The following is an 18001-nucleotide window of genomic DNA, read 5'->3' as shown; positions in this document are numbered from 1 at the left end:
GTTATTTTCCTCCACCCACAACAGGCAATGCCTGTGTGTCCTGCCATACATTCTGATTCATCTGTGCAATCGCATCTTTCGCCATCACCTGACTCGGTTCTAGTCCCAGACTTAAACTTTCCGCCTCAATTGCACGTTGCCATGCATCTTTCAGCAATTGCACTTTCCGCATGCGTATTTCCTGCAATTGCAACGTGGCCTGCTGTACATCGGTCACAGCAAATTTTCCTGCGCTAAATCCAAGTAAAGTTTTTTTCTGAACCTGCGTCGCTAAAGGAATCTGAGACTGTTCCAGTGTTTTGAATTGCACTTCAAGCCCTTGTAATTCAGTCAATAAAGTACCGACCTGCAAGGCATTCTGTTTTAAATAAAATTCCTGCTGCTTGGACAATAAATCTTGCTTGGCTTGCGCAATCTGCATGCCATATTGCTGACGATCAAAAATATTTAAAGGAATAGATACACCCACCACCAAAGCAGTATCTGTAGATGCCTCAGATGATTGGCTTGACGGTTTTGTCCGATTAACACCGAAATTTAAAGTTGGATTAGGACGTGCGGCGGCTTTGAGCTGATCCATAGAGGCTTTGGCTTCAAGCACCTGTAACTGTCGTGATTTTTCTGCAAAATTTGAATTGAGATTTTGTTGCACTTGCTGATGTGCAGACATTGGCCACAAAGCCTGTGGAGTTAAACCCACCTGTATGTTTTTATCTGACTCACCCCAGACATGCGAAAGCTGTCGTGTGGCAAGCTGCACTTGTAAATCTGCTTGGTGGAATAAACGGACATTTTCAGCATGGCTCAAACGTGCTCGATCTACATCGACCTGTGCCAGACTACCTGCCTGATAACGCTTTTGAATGGCGTTAAAATTATCTTGACTCACCTGCAACTGTTCACGCATTAAATTACGTTCAAGCTCAAAAATCGCCAGTTGAGACCAGAGATATTTCACCGACAACTCGAGTTGAGCTTGATATATTTTCTGCTTTAAATCACTTTGAGATTGTGACAAACGAGCCAATTGTTGACTGGCTTTACGCTGTCCAAAAACATCTAATGGTTGAGAAATTCCAATTTCCAATTCCCGATCTTGATCAGAATTGAAACCATTTTGCGTTATGGACAACTCAGGATTTATCCACAGCTTTGATTGTTTTATATTCGCATCGTTAATATTCTGCTGTGTTTTCCACACATCAGTCGATTGCTGATATTGCTCAGTTTTGGCAATCGCTTGCGCCAAAGTAAGCGATATCGTAGTCGATTCAGCCCATGTTGATGTTGCCATCAATCCCATTAACAATGCCATTACAGCACTGCCAAGATATGGCTGCTTAAAATTGAAAGAAGATGTTCTTTCCATACCCACTATTTTTGACATGTTTTTATACATGATCGTGCCCCACTAAATTAAACGATTAGCGGTGGGCTGATGTTTTGGCTACCCCACCTTATAGCGGGGAATATACGGGCGGTGGGTTTTTTAGAGATAAATGCGGTGACTGATATAAATTTTTCCAGTCAATAAAAGATGATTCAGGATAGGCTATTAATTTTGGCTGTGCCGTCTTTTGCTGTGCATCTACAATCATAAAAGATGCAAATGACGGTAAATGATCACTGTGATCATCATCAAGATGATTCAGAAAATCATTCGCTGCAAAATGTTGTTCAGCACTATTTTCTATTGTAACGTGTTGATGCTGTTTCTGATCTTGCTCACAATGTAACGCAACATGGTGACCAAAATGCGGACGGTTCTGACTCTGTATAGAAATCACGGTACTTTCATGGTCGCAAAAAGCCGCCGCCACGTTCCATAAACTCTGAAACATGAACAGACTCAGTAAGACTGTAATGAAAATACCCGAACGCTTCACACGTTTAGCCCAAATTTAAAATCGACATCAATATAGCAAATAAAACGATGTAATAAAATTACATGATTAGCTCTCAATCTAGGCCATCACATCAAAATGAAAGAAAGATGACAAATATATTTATTCATATAAAAAAGCATACACAATACATTTGACAAATTACATTTCACGCTTTGAAAAGTTAAAAAAATCAGCTAAATTAATTATATCTAATCCATTTTTGACGATTAGCAATCCTTTTACTTTGTTAATGGATGAGCAAGGAGGTTTATATGTTGTTACATATTTTTAACCGCTTTTTAGGTGATTCTACATCTCGTCGAGCCTATGAAAAGAATGCTGTTGAAGCAACCTTGGAGAAATCTCAAGCTTATAATTTTGAAAATGAAGTTGAATTTCAAAATATGAGTGCTGATGCCCTAAAGAGCCGCAATGCAATGTGGTGTTATCTGCGTGCTGCTTTACGTGGCGATCAAGAAGCTCAATATAAAATGGGGCTAAGTTATCTGAACGGTCAACTTGGTTTAGATCGTAGTTATCTTCATGCAGAAAAGTGGCTAGAACAAGCAGCTCACCAAGGTTACCTCCCTGCAAAAGAAGAATTGAAAAAAGCCTATAACGAATTGGCTTTTTCATAAAAAGCACAAAAATTAATTTATTTTCAAAAAAGTAGAGTTTTAAACACTCTACTTTTTATATTTTATAGACTATTTTATTAAGTTCAGTTGATGATTATTTCAGCTTAAATATTGATATCACACTTTTAATTTTGTCTTCAACATGGTAAAAATCACTCAATAAACGGAAAAATAGTAGAGTATTTACTCTAAAAATATTTTGTAAATTCATAAACTTAACGCTAGTATTTTTATTTTTTTTGTATATTATTGCCCGCAATAAAGATGATCATCTTTTATACAATTCAATGATCGCCCCGAAACAACAAATACAGCTCCTATATTCATTTCAGTAAAATCAGGGAAACAGCTATGAATCAAAAATTAGAGCAACTTTTTCAACAAAAAGTTAAAGGTAAAATTGCATTAATTACAGGTGCATCAAGCGGGATTGGCTTAACGGTCGCAAAAAGACTCGCATCTGCAGGCGCACATGTCCTTTTAGTTTCACGTACAGAAGAAACATTAAAACAAGTTCAAGCTGAAATTCAGGCTGAAGGTGGAACAGCGGATATTTTCCCATGTGATTTAAATGATATGAATGCGATTGATGAAGTATCAAAACATATCATTGCTTCGGTCGATCATATTGATATTTTAATTAATAACGCAGGTCGCTCGATTCGTCGTGCAGTACATGAATCTGTAGATCGTTTCCATGATTTTGAACGTACGATGCAATTGAATTATTTCGGTGCTGTACGTTTGGTTTTAAATATTTTGCCGCAAATGATGGTCCGTAAAGACGGTCATATCATCAATATCAGTTCGATTGGTGTTTTAGCAAATGCAACTCGCTTCTCTGCTTATGTTGCATCGAAAGCCGCTTTAGATGCGTTCAGCCGTTGTTTATCTGCAGAAGTTCATTCGCATAAAATTGCAATTACTTCGGTCTATATGCCTTTAGTCCGTACGCCAATGATTGCACCGACTAAAATTTATAAATATGTCCCTACACTTTCTCCTGATCAGGCAGCAGATTTGATTGCTTATGCAATTGTGAAACGTCCGAAAAAAGTTGCAACCAATTTAGGACGCTTAGCTTCGATTACCTATTCAATTGCACCAGGTATCAATAATAAACTCATGTCGATTGGCTTTAATTTATTCCCAAGCTCAAGCGCATCTGTAGGCGAGCCACAGAAATTAAATTTAGTACAAAGAGCTTATGCACGCTTATTCCCTGGTGAGCATTGGTAAAATTAAGAAACAACGGAAAGTTTACGTTTAAGTAAGCTTTCCAACCAATCAATAAAGAATTGAAAATATACAGATCTATATTTTCTTTCCAAAAAAAGAAAATTGATTGGTATTTCTAAACATGGCTCTTGATCAAATATTCTGGTTAATCTTTTTGTATCTATAAAAGGCATTGCATCAAAAGCAGGAATTTGAATAATCCCCAAACCTTGCAAACCTGCATGTAAATAACTTTCGGTGTCCTCAACTGAAAGCCTATAGGGAAGTTTAATCTGTGTATTTTTAAATACTAAGTTTCCGGAAGCTGAATCCATGTTTTTCATTTGATAACCAATCATATAATGAAGATTTAAGTGATCTGTTTCTAGAATATGATCCAATTTATTCAAATATTCTGGAGAAACAACAGTATATAAATCAATATTGGTAATAGGTCTTACAATTAAATTCTCATCGTTCACCGCACCCACTCGAATCACACAATCTAAGCGCTGTTCAATTAGATCTGAGTAGTGATCATGGCTATAAATTGAAACTTTAATATCTGGGTATTGATTATAAAATTCATCTAGATAAGGAATCAAATATTGCGTTGCCATGCGTAACGGTAAACCAATTTTAATTTGTCCTATATTATCCCGATTTTGTGATTTGAATTTATTTAACAGTTCTGACTGAACAATAAGTTGTTGAGCATCTTGAAAAAATTGAGCACCATCATTGGTTAAATTCACCTTTCGAGTCGTTCGATTAAACAATAAAACTTGATACTCTTTTTCTAAAGCCTGTATCGCATAGGTAATCGTAGAGCGTGGCAAATCCAAATGCTTCGCAACTTGAGCAAATGAATGTTTTTCAGCAACCAGACAAAAAATCTTTAACCTTTCAATTTTATCCATTTATTATTCAATTTTTTCAAACAATCTATTCAACTTTAAGTACTATTTAGCACAAAAAATAGCAACTAGAATATTGTGATCATTTACTTAAACTGGACAATAAAAATGACACAACACAGCTTAAAAGACAAAACCGTAATCATCGCAGGTGGTGCAAAAAATCTAGGTGGATTGATTGCACGTAAATTTGCTGAACAGGGTGCAAATTTAGTTATTCATTACAATAGCTTAGAAACTCAAAAAGATGCCGAAGAAACCCTTCAAGCTGTTGAAAAGCTTGGCGTAAAAGCAATTTTAATACAAGCAGATTTATCAAACATTCAAAATATTGAAAAACTATTCACCCAAGCTAAAAAAACTTTTGGTGGTGTTGATATTGCAATTAATACTGTTGGTCGTGTACTGAAAAAGCCATTTGTTGAAACAACTGAACAAGAGTTCGATTCAATGAATGATATTAATAATAAAATTGCTTATTTCTTCATTCAATCTGCAGGTAAACACCTAAATAAAAATGGGAAAATTTGTTCAATCGTAACCAGTTTATTGGCAGCTTACACAGGTTTATATTCAACATATGAAGGCTTAAAAGCACCCGTTGAACATTATACTCGAGCAGCATCTAAAGAGTTTGGTGAACGTGGAATTTCCGTCACAGCAGTAGCACCAGGTCCAATGGATACACCATTTTTCTATGGGCAAGAAGCGCCTGAAGCTGTGGCATATCATAAGTCGGCATCTGCACTTGGCGGTTTAACCAAAATTGAAGATATTGAACCGTTAATTCGTTTCCTTGTTACAGATGGCTGGTGGATTACAGGTCAGACTATTTTTGCTAATGGCGGATATACGACACGATAAGCCATTCTTCCAAGCAATAAAAAACCGCCTTACGGCGGTTTTTATATGCAAAATCAAAGCTTATTTAGAGCCTTTGACACCTGCTTGTAACAACAAAGCGCCAAAACCACCAATTTTATTTTCTTGTGGTTTCGCTGCTTGAGGCTTATTGCCTTGACGAGGCGCTTTATCTTTATTGTCATGATTTTTATCATGACTTGGACGAGCACCTTGCGGGCGTTTAGCTTGAGGTTTACGTTCACCACGTTGTTCGTTATTTGCTTGATTCGCATTGTCACGACGTGGTTGACGAGTTGCTTTAGCAGGCGCTTCTGAACCCTCAGGGCGCATAGACAAATTCACACGATTACGCTCAGTATCAACTGTTAATACACGAACTTGTACAATTTGACCTGGTTTCACCACTTTATGCGGATCAGATACAAATTCATTCGCCAATTCAGAAATATGAACTAAACCGTCTTGGTGTACACCAACATCTACGAATGCACCGAAGTTAGTGACATTGGTAATCACACCTTCAAGCTGCAGACCTTCAGTCAATTGGTTGACATCTTTAATATCTTCACGGAACTTCACAGTACGAAATTCAGGACGTGGGTCACGACCTGGTTTTTCAAGTTCGCTTAAAACATCTTTAATGGTTGGAAGACCAAACTTGTCATCTGCAAATTCTTCTGCACTCACTTGGCGAATAATTTCAGTATTACCAATAATGTCTTTTACAGTCGTTGATTTTGCTTCAACAATTTTATTCACCAAACCATACGATTCAGGGTGAACTGAAGACATATCTAAAGGCTCAGTACCGTCTTGAATACGCAAGAAACCTGCTGCTTGCTCAAAAGTACGCTCGCCTAAACGTGGTACATTTTTCAAAGCTTGGCGGTTATCAAAACGACCATTTTCTTTACGGTAATCGACAATTTGCTGTGCGATGGCTTTGTTCAAACCTGCGATATAACCGAGAATTGCAGGAGATGCAGTATTTACATCCACACCAACTGCATTCACACAATCCTCAACTACTGCAACCAATGTTTTCGCTAAATTACTTTGGTTCACATCATGTTGATATTGACCTACACCAATCGACTTAGGATCAATTTTCACAAGTTCGGCCAATGGATCTTGTAAACGACGTGCGATCGAAACTGCACCACGAATAGTCACATCCAATTCAGGAAGTTCCGCAGAAGCCAATTCAGATGCAGAATAGACCGATGCACCTGCTTCTGATACAGAAACACGTGTCAATTTAAGATCTGGGTTTGCAGTCATCATTTCTGCAACAACCGCTTCTGTTTCACGGCTTGCAGTTCCATTACCAATTGCAATAAGCTCTACATTGAACTCACGGCACAGACGAGCAAGTTCTGCAATTGAACCTGCTTTATCTTCTTTTGGTGCAAATGGATAAATCGCGCTATGCGCCAATACATCACCTGAATTTGACACGACTGCCAATTTCACACCTGTACGAATACCAGGATCTACACCAAGCGTAGTACGTGCGCCAGCAGGAGCAGAAAGCAATAAATGACGTAAGTTTTCTGCAAATACATCCATTGCTTCAGTTTCAGCAGCAAGACGCTTTTCTGTCAACAATGAATGCTCAATTGCAGGACGCGTTTTGCCTAACCAAAATAATTTTGCAGTTTGCTTTAAGAAATCTTGACGTGCTTGTGGTTGTGCAGTTTCAAGATCATATTCAGTTTCAATACGAGCCAACGGTGCGTTATCTTCACCTTCAACTTTTAAACCCAATACGTTTTCTTGACGACCACGTAACATTGCCAATAAACGATGTGACGGCACTTTATTTAAATTTTCAGAGAAATCGAAATAGTCACGGAATTTCTTACCAACTTCTTTTTTCTCATCCGAAGCCACTAAGCTTTTTAGAGTCGCAGTTTTGGCAAAAGTCGCTTTCAATTCTGTGGTTAACGCAATATTTTGTGCCCAATCATCAATGATGATGTGCTGAATCGCATCCAATTGGCTTTCCAAGTCTGGATATTCTTCATGACTAAAGCCAGCCAACGCATCTGCAGGTTCAACATTTTCAGTCAAAACTTTTTCTGCAATTGGGCCTAGACCCGCTTCTCTCGCTTTAAATGATTTACTGGTACGTTTTGGACGGTACGGTGCGTAAAGTTCTTCTAATGAGTTTTTAGTATCCGCCGCATTCACACGAGCAAGTAAATCATCAGATAATTTATTTTGTTCTTTCAGTGATTCAATTACTTTACCACGGCGTTCAAATAAATCACGTAAATACGTTAAGCGCGTATCGAGTTGACGTAATTGCGTATCGTCTAAGCCCTGCGTTACTTCTTTACGGTAACGTGCAATAAATGGAACACTAGCACCATCATCAATCAGCTTAATGGCAGCTTCTACTTGGTTTGGACGTACGGCAAGTTCACTTGCCAACTGCTGAACTAAGTCAGTCATCGTGTTTAATTCCACAAGGATAAGGACTAAAAGTTAGTGATTATAAAGACCGAGACCATAAAATCCACAATTGTTTTGCAATTTACCAATGAAAAAATTGATAAAAGATCATTTTTCTTGTGTTTTTATCGTGCAATCCTTTATTTCGCTCGATATTTTAGCAGTTAAATTTGTATTTAAGATGACTTGACCCACTTTCCATTGTACACCTTTTTGCTACCCACCACTAAAACGGCTCTAAAATTGTAAATAACAAGATTGATCGCCTTGTTTCATTACAACGTCCTGATTAAATATCGGCAGTGCTTCTATAGACATGATTGCTTTCGGCCAAAAAGCGTAATAACGCTGTTCTTGCAATTTCTAATAACCCAGCTCATCCGTCTTGGTTTCTCCAACCTAAACTTGAGCAATGGAATGTCTAAATGATCAATGACTAATCTCGTCATTTCAGGGCAAAATAAACGACTAATACATACAGTTAAACAAAAACTTAATGCAAAAATTCATAAAAGTTTTATTTACAAATGGTGCCGTGTTTTATTTATAAACATAGAATCATCTTAAATATCATTTGATGTTGTTTTTTGGTTTCAAAACAGCCTTTAAATTGTAATTTTGAGCAATTTGATACATAGTCTTAACAAGAACTTAGGCATTATACTGAGACTAACGAATATTTATAATTTACAACATTGAGGGAGTGCATCATGAGTTTGGTTGTACCTGCTGAAAAAACAGACGTTGTACACAATGAAACTGACCGTGTCGAACGCATTTTAGTCGTCGATGATGATGTGCGTTTACGTACCCTTTTACAACGTTTCTTGGAAGATAAAGGCTTCGTGGTCAAAACTGCCCATGATGCAACGCAAATGGATCGCCTATTGCAACGTGAACTATTCTCACTGATTGTTTTAGACTTCATGCTTCCAGTAGAAGATGGTCTAAGCATTTGTAGACGTTTGCGCCAATCTAATATTGATACCCCCATCATCATGTTAACTGCCCGTGGTAGCGATTCTGACCGTATTGCAGGTCTAGAAGCAGGCGCAGATGATTATTTGCCAAAACCATTCAATCCGAATGAACTTTTAGCACGTATTCGTGCTGTATTACGTCGCCAAGTGCGTGAAATTCCAGGTGCACCAAGTCAAAATATTGAAGTAGTTTCATTTGGCCCATGGTCTTTGGATTTATCGACACGTACTTTGACACGTGAAGGTCAGGTCGTGACGTTAACCACTGGTGAATTTGCCGTATTGAAAGCATTGGTTCAACATCCGCGTGAACCATTGACTCGTGATAAATTGATGAATTTGGCACGTGGTCGTGAATGGGGTGCAATGGAGCGTTCAATTGACGTTCAAGTATCTCGTTTACGTCGTTTGATCGAAGAAAATCCTGCACGCGCACGTTATATCCAAACCGTTTGGGGCGTGGGTTATGTATTCGTTCCAGATGGTGCTGAATAATAATTGAAACGATTCATGAAAATGAATCTATCTACAAAAATACTGGGGTTATTCTCGATCTTGAATATTTCCAGTATTTTTTTAATTGTAATTGCTCAAAACAATAACCCTTTTGGTTTTGCAATTGATCTTTATTTCCTTGTATTTTCAGCTCTCTTGTTCCTACTTAGTTTTCTAAGTTTATTTAAAAAACTAATTTTCTTAATTTATTGGCCATTTTTCTAAGCTTGGCACTTCATCATTTTAATATCGTGATTCACTACCATAAATGGATTGAACGTGAACAACCTAACATTTTTGATGTTGATATAAATATTGCATCCATTAAACTGAAATGATTAAAAATATTACACAGAATCGGAATTAACTTGTGAAATTAGACCCGATAGATCCACAAGCATTTACAGACTTTGAAACCTACCAAGAAAGAAAACGTACATCTTGGGAACGATTTTTAGACAAAATTAAACCGCGTTCTGCTGCCATGCGAACTACGGTATTGGTTGTATTTGTCGTGTTCTTCAGTCTTTTTATGTCGTTATGGTTCTTTTGGAAAACACTCTATTTACCAGAAATTCAACAACATGCCCGCTTTTTAGCAGTCGAACTAGAAATGGTCAACAATCCACGTCTACAGATTTATCATGATGACGTACAGCTAGATATCGATGAATGGCTCAAAAAACGTGTTGGGGTCGAATATGTGACAGATCCTAAAGAATACCCAAATGTCAAAGATAAGATTATTGCTGACTTCTTTACCAATCGTATTGAGAATCAACTTGCTGAAGAACTAAAAATCAAAGATGTGACTGTTTATTTTCAATTTAAACCTAGTCCGCGCATTTGGGTACAAACCCCAGAAATGAATGGTAACTGGGTACGTGAACCGTTAAATACTTATGCCAATTATAGCCCTGAGTTGATTCTAGGCTGGTTATTGGGTATTCCCTTATTCGCAGCAGGGATTATTTTAACACTGGTTAGACAGCTCAATCGTCCATTGCGACGCTTACAACACGCGGCCAACACTTATAGTAAAACTGGAAAAGCGCCGTACTTGGAGACCAATCATGGTCCACAAGAAATTCGTGAAGTAAACCAAGCTTTTAACCACATGGTCTATTCGCTTGAACAAACTGAACGTGATCGCCAAATCATGCTCGCAGGGATCTCTCACGATTTAAGAACACCGCTGACTCGAATTCGTTTAAGTGCAGAAATGATGTCTGATGATGATTTCTTGAAAGAAGGTGTGATTTACGATGTTGATGATATGGATGCCATTCTCAGTCAATTTATTTCCTATATGCGTGATGGCTCAGATGAAGAATTGCAAGAAACCAATATTAATGTCTTATTGCAAGAACTAATCATCCAATTTAAGCCACTCGATATTCGCTTTACGCCACAAGAATTACCACTGATTACGGCTCGATCATTATCGCTAAAACGTCTGATTGGTAATTTAATTAACAACTCCAAACGCTATGGGGCAGAACCGATTGAACTGAGTGCTTTTGTTGAAGATAATCATTTGAAAATTTGTGTTGCAGATCATGGTGAAGGCATCCCTGAAGATCAAATTGATGACTTGATGCAACCTTTTGTCCGAGGAAATGCTGCAAGAACGGTCCAAGGCAGCGGATTAGGGCTCGCCATTGTTAAACGAATTGTCGATATTCATCAAGGTCAGTTATCTATTTCGAATCGTCCTGAGGGGGGGTTAGAAGCGATTATTTCTTTGCCATTAGCAACCGAAAAACCTGAAGAAAATGTTTCGATTAATCCAATTCAGAAAATTAAGCAAACATTGAGTGATCGTTTTTAACTATTGCTCAATTATACAACACTCAACTTTGCTCACTTTCCAAACACCAACTATTATTTCCTTAAAAAATAATAGCTTAAAACCCATCACCCGAATTTATACCCACATTTATTGAAAAAATTAGACCTTAGCATTAGAGGCATGCACAATTTAGTTTAGGGGCGGTACAATCCGTCTAGTTTTGAACAAGAATTGAGCGCAAACCATGTCTTTAGATCGTATTCGTTTAGCATCTCTCCATGACAAAGTCATGAGCGCAGAACAAGCTGCAACTTTTATCCAAGATGGTATGACTGTCGGGATGAGTGGTTTTACTCGTGCAGGTGAAGCGAAAGCTGTGCCTTTAGCATTGGTAAAACAAGCCAAAGTTAATCCGCTAAAGATTACCTTGATCACAGGTGCAAGTTTAGGTAATGACTTAGACAAACAATTGACTGAAGCTGGTGTTCTTGCTCGTCGTCTACCATTCCAAGTAGACAACACTTTACGTAAAGCTATCAACAAAGGCGAAGTGATGTTCATCGATCAGCATTTGTCTGAAACTGTTGAACAAATGCGTAATCTTCAGCTTAAAAAACCTGATGTTGCAATCATTGAAGCTGTTGCGATTACAGAAGATGGCGGCATCATTCCGACAACTTCTGTAGGTAACTCTGCAAGCTTTGCAATTTTTGCTGAAAAAGTAATTATTGAAATCAATACAAATTTAAGCCCTGCTTTTGAAGGCTTACATGACATTTATATCCCTACATATCGTCCAACACGTCAAGCTATTCCATTGACTCAAGTCGATGAGCGTATTGGTACGACAGCAATTAATATTGACCCTTCAAAAATTGTGGGTATCGTTATTAACAGTGAATACCATGACTCTCCATCAACTGTGACTGAACCAGATGATGAAACTCAAGGTATTGCAAATCACTTAATCGCTTTCTTAGAAAAAGAAGTAGCTGAAGAGCGCTTACCACCAAATTTAGGTCCTTTACAAGCAGGGATTGGCTCTATTGCCAATGCTGTTTTAACAGGTCTTAAAGATTCAAACTTTGAAGACTTGGTCATGTATTCAGAAGTACTCCAAGACTGTACTTTTGAATTAATTGATGCAGGAAAAATGAAGTTTGCTTCTGGTAGCTCAATTACACTTTCTGAGAAATATGGCGAAAAAGTATTTAACAATCTTGAAGCTTACAAAGACAAACTTGTACTTCGTCCACAAGAAATTTCAAACCATCCTGAATTGGTACGCCGTTTAGGAATTATTGGTATCAACACAGCACTTGAGTTTGATATTTACGGAAACGTAAACTCGACTCACGTTTGCGGTACTAAAATGATGAATGGTATTGGTGGTTCAGGCGACTTCGCGCGTAATGCACACTTGGCTATTTTTGTGACTAAAGCAATTGCGAAAGGTGGAGATATTTCTTCTATCGTTCCTATGGCTTCTCACGTAGATCATTCTGAACATGATGTTGATATTCTTGTAACTGAACAAGGTTTAGCAGACTTACGTGGTTTAGCACCACGTGAACGTGCTCGTGCAATCATCGATAACTGTGCTCACCCAATGTACCGTGATGCATTGAATGATTACTTCGATCGTTCATGTGCTAAAGGTGGTCATACTCCACATCTTCTACGTGAAGCGCTTTCTTGGCATGCAAATTTTGAAGAAACAGGTCATATGTTGAAGACTCAAATTCAAGAGAAAAAATCTGCTTAAGATTTTTATACTCAAGAAAAAAGCGTCCTTAAGGGCGCTTTTTTTATCACTTATTTATAATCGTCCTCATTCTACTTTTCCACAAAAAGAACTTCGACTATTTTTAATTTATGATCGTTCTGTTCTTCTCAAAGTGCAGTTAGTGGGGATTTAATACATCCTAAGGGTTTTTCCTTTATTTAAACCACCGCACTCGCCTTCTGTTTTTTCTCAATGAACGCTACAGCGGCCTGATCCTGACGAATCATATCAACAGCTTTTTCAGCAATCATAATGGCGGGGGCATTGGTATTGCCATTCACGACTTTTGGCATAATAGACGCATCCACCACACGTAAATTTTGCACGCCATAAACACGCAAACGAGCGTCTACCACCGCCATATCATCCACACCCATCTTACAGCTTCCTACAGGATGGTAGACCGTATCAGAGCGTTCTCTGAGAATATTACGAATATCTTCATCACTTTGAATATTTGCTGTAAACAAATCTTTTTTAACAATTTCTTTAAATGGTCGGGATTCCATCAATGCCTTGGTCAATTTAAAACCTTTGACCATTTCCTCCAAATCAGACTCATCATCATAGAAATTTGGATCGATTAATAAAGGATCATCAATACTTGCACCACTCAATTTAATCGTGCCACGGCTTTTCGGATTGAGTAAACACACATGACAAGAAATACCATGTCCTGTGTGCAGGGTACGAGCATGGTTATCGACCAAGGCAACAACAAAATGTAATTGTAGATTCGGTAAATTCTGCTCAACAGAACTCTTAATAAAACCACCACATTCAGCAAAATTAGTGGTAATTAAACCTCGACGTTCCTTACGATAGCGTTTAATTTGTTGCCATAAATCCACAGAACCTTTCAAAGAAATCCCAAATGTGCCTGGAATAGGATCAACTTTATAACCAAAAATAAAATCTGGGTGGTCGTGGAAATTTTTTCCAACACCTGGTAAATGATGCTTAATCTGGATGCCATGTTCAGCCAATTCGTGTTGATCACCCACACCTGACAGCATTAAAATTTGTGGTGACTGCATTGCCCCTGCACTGAGTAAAACTTCACGTCGTGCATAAATTTGTTTTATTTGCCCACCCTGCTCATATTCAACACCAACGGCAACACCCTTTTCAATGATGATTCGATGTGTAACAGCATGAATTTCCACTGTTAAATTTTTTCGCTCTAAATGTGGAAATAAATAAGCACGCGCCGCACTGCAACGCTCACCATTTATATGCGTGACTTGATAAACTCCAAGTCCCTCTTGCTCCGCACTATTAAAATCATCAAGAATTGGATAACCCAATTCTTTTGCAGCCTCCAAATAACGTGCTTGTAAAGGATTATCACTGCGTAAATCTATGACGGATAATGGTCCATCATTACCATGATATTGATTTTTAATTCGTTCATTTTTTTCAGATTTTATAAAATAAGGCAATACTTCTTGATATGACCAACCCTCATTGCCCTGCGCTGACCAATCATCGTAGTCTTGTGCATTACCACGAATATAAATCATCGCATTAATTGCCGATGAACCGCCTAAACATTTGCCACGTGGTTGATAACCTTTGCGACCATTCAAACCCTTTTGAGGAACAGTTTCAAATGCCCAATTATTAATTTTGGTTGGGATACTAATCACAGCAGCACAAGGCACTTCTACTTTCCAATCTGCACCACCACCGCCTGCTTCCAGCACACAGACCGTCACATGTGGATCTTCAGATAAACGCCCTGCCAAAACACAGCCCGCACTTCCCCCACCAATCACAATGTAATCAAATTCCTGTTTATTCACTTAAAATTCCTTTTTTTGTTTTAACTTATCTTTGAATTTATTATGCACACTTTTCATAAATAAAAAATCACTATCATCAAGATACTGAGTATTTGTGCTGTTAAAAACATCATCTAAAAAATTTACGAATTGTCTAAAAAATAGGCTTATCTCTGACTATTTTTTATATTAATCTATTGTAAACATTGTTTAAAAACAAAAGAGAAAAGCAAAGCCATGTTTATTATTCGCCAATTTCTAGAAACAGATTTAGAAGATGTGATTGCACTCTGGGAAGTGTGCGATCTGACTCGCCCATGGAATAATCCTGAAATCGATATTTTTCGTAAAGTGGCTCAAAAAGATGGATTATTTTTATTGGCAGTAAAAGATGAACAACTGATAGCTACAGTTATGGGTGGTTATGACGGTCATCGTGGTTGGGTGAATTATCTGGCTGTACATCCACATGAACAACGTAATGGCGTTGCAACAGCGCTTATCCAGCAGCTTGAAAAGCGACTAATTGCATTAGGCTGTCCCAAACTACAACTACTGATTCGTAAAGATAATATGGACGTACAAAACTTCTATGAACAATTAGGCTTTGAAGAAATTGAAGTGATTTGCTTAGGAAAAAGGCTTATTCAAGACTGAAAATAAAGTCAGCATTCTACTGACCATATTTTCATAAAAATTATGGATACAACGCTTTAGAATTTATATCCATAGGACAAGCCTAGAATATCCTGACTCATCTTAAGCTTTGCTTCACCACCACCAAATGCAGGCGAAATTTGACCTTTCACTTCATCCTCTAAAGCATGTGTATATGCAACACTCAGTTCTTGATGTTGATCGACATGCCACGTTGCACCAACACTGACATGGTCTTGAACCACACCTGGAGCAAGAATATTTAAAAAGACTTCACTGTCTGGAATTGGTTGATTATTATGACTATAACCGGCTCTTAGTATGAGCTTTGGATGTGCTTGATAAGTCACACCAACTTTATAAATATTAATATCATCCCAGCCAAAACCGGGGCCTTTTTGTGTACCGAAAACATGACCTTGCTGTAATTGTGTAACATCAAAAGAATTTCCTACCGATTTCACATCCGAATAGTTAATTCGTTGTACATCCGCAGCCACTGTCAATTGAGGTGTGATTTTGACAGCAGCGCCAACACCATAACTTTCAGGCACATCAAAATCACCTTTTTGAGCGAATAAACCTTGGTACTTATCAAAAGGATCTGCATTAATTTTAGAAGAATAATTTGCACCCAAGGTTAAATGCTCATCAAAAAAAGTCCCCGCCCAGCCAATACGTGCACCGATTCCTGTTGAGGAGTCTTTACCACGGTTACTTAAATTCGCTCCATCCGCAGATAACCCAGCAAAACTACTTAATCCACGTGCTTCAAAACGTTGGTAGAGAATATTGGTTGCAACACCAATCGATTGATTCTTTGCATATTTCCAAGACACGGCAGGAGAAATAAAAGCTTGAGTTAAATCCACGCCTGCCGTGCCTGTATTGCCGAAAGCAGCATACGGATTCTGCTTATAGCCTGTATTCATTCCACCATTGCCATAAATAGCTAAACCCAAAGCCACTTGATCATTCACTTGATGATTCAGTGCAATTTCTGGGATCACAAAATATTTGCGACCATTGCCATCATATTGGCCATTGGCATGTGCAGCATTACCACCAATTTCTGCCGAACGATCAGGGGCAAAAACAGTTACACCAATATCCACACGGTCGCCAATCCAACTCAACCCTGCAGGGTTATTGGCAATGGTTAAAGCATCCTGAAATTGTGCAATTGCAGTTCCTGCATTACCTTGCGCTTTCACGCCATAGCCATGCATAAAATATCCTGTGGTTGCAAAGGATGCTGAACTGAATGATAACGCAAATAAAGCGAAAGGCAGTGTTTGAAATATCGTTTTCATGATTTATCTTATTTAAAAATAATATATTGGTTAATATATTGTTAAAACTATTTCTTGTAATCTAAGATAAATCCAAATAATTATTCTATTTTTTCATAAAGCATTTTTTCTTTAGCAATGGAAGCTTGCCTATTCTTAGAAAAATGGGGAATTCAATGTGTAATAACTGCTCGTCACACTTTAAATATTCCGCCAACTCTAATAATGGTTCATCTTCATTCTGTGCTTGATAATGTTTAATCGCAGACCATGTCGATAAATATTTTAAAAGCTGCGAAGGTGTCCACTGATACTGCATTTTAAACTCAGCAACAGCCACTTCATCAAATGGAAAAGGAATGGTTTGATACCCCTCATCTATATATTTGCGCTCAGCATCCCAATAGCCTTTTAATTTTTCCCCATATAACTTTTGAATTAATACATTGATTTGCTCATGTTCCACGTGAATCAAACCGTAACCGATGACTGCAAATATGCCATCAGGCTTTAAAGTTCTTCGGACTTCTTTGTAAAAATTTTCAAAATCAAACCAGTGAATTGCCTGTGCCACACAAATCAAATCAAAACTATGATCTGCAAAATTAGTGTGTTCTGCTGCTTGAACCTGATAACTGACATTTTCAAAATAAGGTGCATGCTGTAACTGGGTTTCACTTAAATCGGTTGCCACTACATGGTCAAAATATGGTGCTAACAGTTGGGTAAATTGCCCCGAACCTGCGCCACAATCCCAAGCAAAATGAGGCTCAGGAACATGTTGTAAAATTTCCTGAATAATTTGAATCGGATAACTGGGTCTTGCTTGCTGATAAAGCTGGCTACCCGATGAAAATAAATCTTTCATTTTTTTTATAGCAATCTGTTTTTTTACATCAAAATTTATCTTACGATATTTCACAACTTCAATTGCACATTTTGTAAGACAATCAGATGAATTCATAACCGACTAAAAATTAAAGACCGAATAAGCCAATTTTATTAGACAAAAAAAACCCCAAACAATGTTTGGGGTTTTCGAATATGGTGGCGAGACCCAGGTTCGAACTGGGGACACACGGATTTTCAATCCGTTGCTCTACCGACTGAGCTATCACGCCGTTGCGGTGTATTAAGCCGTATCTCTAATCAATAGTCAATATAAATCATGACTTTTTTATTCAACCGAATATTTTTTACCCAAAAAAAATCCCTGATGGGATCAGGGATTGAAA

Annotated in this window: 14 protein-coding genes and 1 tRNA gene; 7 read left to right on the top strand and 8 right to left on the bottom strand. The window is 37.9% G+C overall.

Annotation, left to right across the window (positions count from 1 at the left end):
• Window position 1: 1 nt before the first annotated feature.
• Together ACG94X_RS00715 and ACG94X_RS00710 are read right to left on the bottom strand one after the other, a co-directional pair.
• On the bottom strand, window positions 2–1387 hold the full coding sequence (locus ACG94X_RS00715) for a TolC family protein (RefSeq protein ID WP_419381828.1): 1386 nt from the start codon (window positions 1385–1387) through the stop codon (window positions 2–4).
• A 70-nt stretch (window positions 1388–1457) separates the two neighbouring features.
• Window positions 1458–1886: a cation efflux protein, CzcI-like gene (locus tag ACG94X_RS00710; RefSeq protein ID WP_419381827.1), complete on the bottom strand. Its 429-nt coding sequence runs from the start codon at window positions 1884–1886 to the stop codon at window positions 1458–1460.
• A gap of 272 nt (window positions 1887–2158) precedes the next feature.
• On the opposite strand from ACG94X_RS00710, the gene ACG94X_RS00705 reads away from it, so the two are divergent.
• The gene (locus ACG94X_RS00705; protein ID WP_419381826.1) at window positions 2159–2524 is read left to right on the top strand and encodes an SEL1-like repeat protein; all 366 of its coding nucleotides are present in this window, start codon (window positions 2159–2161) and stop codon (window positions 2522–2524) included.
• A 351-nt stretch (window positions 2525–2875) separates the two neighbouring features.
• Window positions 2876–3763, top strand: coding sequence for an SDR family NAD(P)-dependent oxidoreductase (locus tag ACG94X_RS00700; RefSeq protein WP_419381825.1), 888 nt, complete (start codon window positions 2876–2878; stop codon window positions 3761–3763).
• 2 nt (window positions 3764–3765) lie between these two features.
• Here ACG94X_RS00700 and ACG94X_RS00695 read toward each other — a convergent pair whose 3' ends face one another.
• Entirely contained in the window at window positions 3766–4662 is an 897-nt protein-coding gene (locus tag ACG94X_RS00695; protein ID WP_419381824.1) for a LysR substrate-binding domain-containing protein, read from the bottom strand.
• Window positions 4663–4767: 105 nt separating this feature from the next.
• Between ACG94X_RS00695 and ACG94X_RS00690 the strand changes: the two genes are divergently transcribed.
• On the top strand, window positions 4768–5523 hold the full coding sequence (locus ACG94X_RS00690; protein WP_419381823.1) for an SDR family oxidoreductase: 756 nt from the start codon (window positions 4768–4770) through the stop codon (window positions 5521–5523).
• A 60-nt stretch (window positions 5524–5583) separates the two neighbouring features.
• Here the strand turns inward: ACG94X_RS00690 and ACG94X_RS00685 are convergent, their stop codons facing one another.
• Window positions 5584–7980: a Tex family protein gene (locus tag ACG94X_RS00685; protein ID WP_419381822.1), complete on the bottom strand. Its 2397-nt coding sequence runs from the start codon at window positions 7978–7980 to the stop codon at window positions 5584–5586.
• Between the two features lie 710 nt (window positions 7981–8690).
• Here ACG94X_RS00685 and ompR point away from each other — a divergent pair.
• The 3 genes from ompR (at window position 8691) to scpC (ending at window position 13012) form a co-directional block, all read left to right on the top strand.
• Entirely contained in the window at window positions 8691–9455 is a 765-nt protein-coding gene (gene ompR, locus ACG94X_RS00680) for an osmolarity response regulator transcription factor OmpR (RefSeq protein WP_419381821.1), read from the top strand.
• 370 nt (window positions 9456–9825) lie between these two features.
• The gene (locus ACG94X_RS00675) at window positions 9826–11286 is read left to right on the top strand and encodes an ATP-binding protein (RefSeq protein WP_419381820.1); all 1461 of its coding nucleotides are present in this window, start codon (window positions 9826–9828) and stop codon (window positions 11284–11286) included.
• A gap of 205 nt (window positions 11287–11491) precedes the next feature.
• On the top strand, window positions 11492–13012 hold the full coding sequence (gene scpC, locus ACG94X_RS00670; protein WP_419381819.1) for a succinyl-CoA:acetate CoA-transferase ScpC: 1521 nt from the start codon (window positions 11492–11494) through the stop codon (window positions 13010–13012).
• A gap of 179 nt (window positions 13013–13191) precedes the next feature.
• On the opposite strand, the gene ACG94X_RS00665 is transcribed toward scpC, so the two are convergent.
• Window positions 13192–14838 carry a GMC family oxidoreductase gene (locus ACG94X_RS00665; protein ID WP_419381818.1) on the bottom strand — a complete coding sequence of 549 codons (1647 nt, stop codon included), beginning with the start codon at window positions 14836–14838 and terminating at the stop codon, window positions 13192–13194.
• 216 nt (window positions 14839–15054) lie between these two features.
• Here ACG94X_RS00665 and ACG94X_RS00660 point away from each other — a divergent pair, with 216 nt between their 5' ends.
• Complete coding sequence (locus ACG94X_RS00660) at window positions 15055–15474, top strand: GNAT family acetyltransferase (RefSeq protein ID WP_419381817.1); 420 nt, start codon at window positions 15055–15057, stop codon at window positions 15472–15474.
• A gap of 56 nt (window positions 15475–15530) precedes the next feature.
• Here the strand turns inward: ACG94X_RS00660 and ACG94X_RS00655 are convergent, their stop codons facing one another.
• The 3 genes from ACG94X_RS00655 to ACG94X_RS00645 form a co-directional block, all read right to left on the bottom strand.
• Window positions 15531–16787 carry an OmpP1/FadL family transporter gene (locus tag ACG94X_RS00655; RefSeq protein ID WP_419381816.1) on the bottom strand — a complete coding sequence of 419 codons (1257 nt, stop codon included), beginning with the start codon at window positions 16785–16787 and terminating at the stop codon, window positions 15531–15533.
• Window positions 16788–16872: 85 nt separating this feature from the next.
• Window positions 16873–17634 carry a class I SAM-dependent methyltransferase gene (locus tag ACG94X_RS00650; RefSeq protein ID WP_419381815.1) on the bottom strand — a complete coding sequence of 254 codons (762 nt, stop codon included), beginning with the start codon at window positions 17632–17634 and terminating at the stop codon, window positions 16873–16875.
• A gap of 177 nt (window positions 17635–17811) precedes the next feature.
• Window positions 17812–17887, bottom strand: a tRNA-Phe gene (locus tag ACG94X_RS00645).
• Between the last annotated feature and the right edge of the window lie 114 nt (window positions 17888–18001).

The organism is Acinetobacter psychrotolerans (genome assembly GCF_048552595.1).
Taxonomy (GTDB): domain Bacteria; phylum Pseudomonadota; class Gammaproteobacteria; order Pseudomonadales; family Moraxellaceae; genus Acinetobacter.
The sequence above is the reverse complement of the archived record's forward strand: the minus strand, read 5'-3'. Positions and strand labels throughout refer to the sequence as shown.

Bases quoted from the DNA above. Each gene is read 5' to 3' on its own strand.
- ACG94X_RS00650 (WP_419381815.1), bottom strand. From the start codon at position 17,634: ATGAAAGATTTATTTTCATCGGGTAGCCAGCTTTATCAGCAAGCAAGA.
- ACG94X_RS00700 (WP_419381825.1), top strand. From the start codon at position 2,876: ATGAATCAAAAATTAGAGCAACTTTTTCAACAAAAAGTTAAAGGTAAA.
- ACG94X_RS00715 (WP_419381828.1), bottom strand. From the start codon at position 1,387: ATGTCAAAAATAGTGGGTATGGAAAGAACATCTTCTTTCAATTTTAAG.
- ACG94X_RS00695 (WP_419381824.1), bottom strand. From the start codon at position 4,662: ATGGATAAAATTGAAAGGTTAAAGATTTTTTGTCTGGTTGCTGAAAAA.
- ACG94X_RS00660 (WP_419381817.1), top strand. From the start codon at position 15,055: ATGTTTATTATTCGCCAATTTCTAGAAACAGATTTAGAAGATGTGATT.
- scpC (WP_419381819.1), top strand. From the start codon at position 11,492: ATGTCTTTAGATCGTATTCGTTTAGCATCTCTCCATGACAAAGTCATG.
- ACG94X_RS00655 (WP_419381816.1), bottom strand. From the start codon at position 16,787: ATGAAAACGATATTTCAAACACTGCCTTTCGCTTTATTTGCGTTATCA.
- ACG94X_RS00705 (WP_419381826.1), top strand. From the start codon at position 2,159: ATGTTGTTACATATTTTTAACCGCTTTTTAGGTGATTCTACATCTCGT.
- ACG94X_RS00690 (WP_419381823.1), top strand. From the start codon at position 4,768: ATGACACAACACAGCTTAAAAGACAAAACCGTAATCATCGCAGGTGGT.
- ACG94X_RS00685 (WP_419381822.1), bottom strand. From the start codon at position 7,980: ATGACTGACTTAGTTCAGCAGTTGGCAAGTGAACTTGCCGTACGTCCA.
- ompR (WP_419381821.1), top strand. From the start codon at position 8,691: ATGAGTTTGGTTGTACCTGCTGAAAAAACAGACGTTGTACACAATGAA.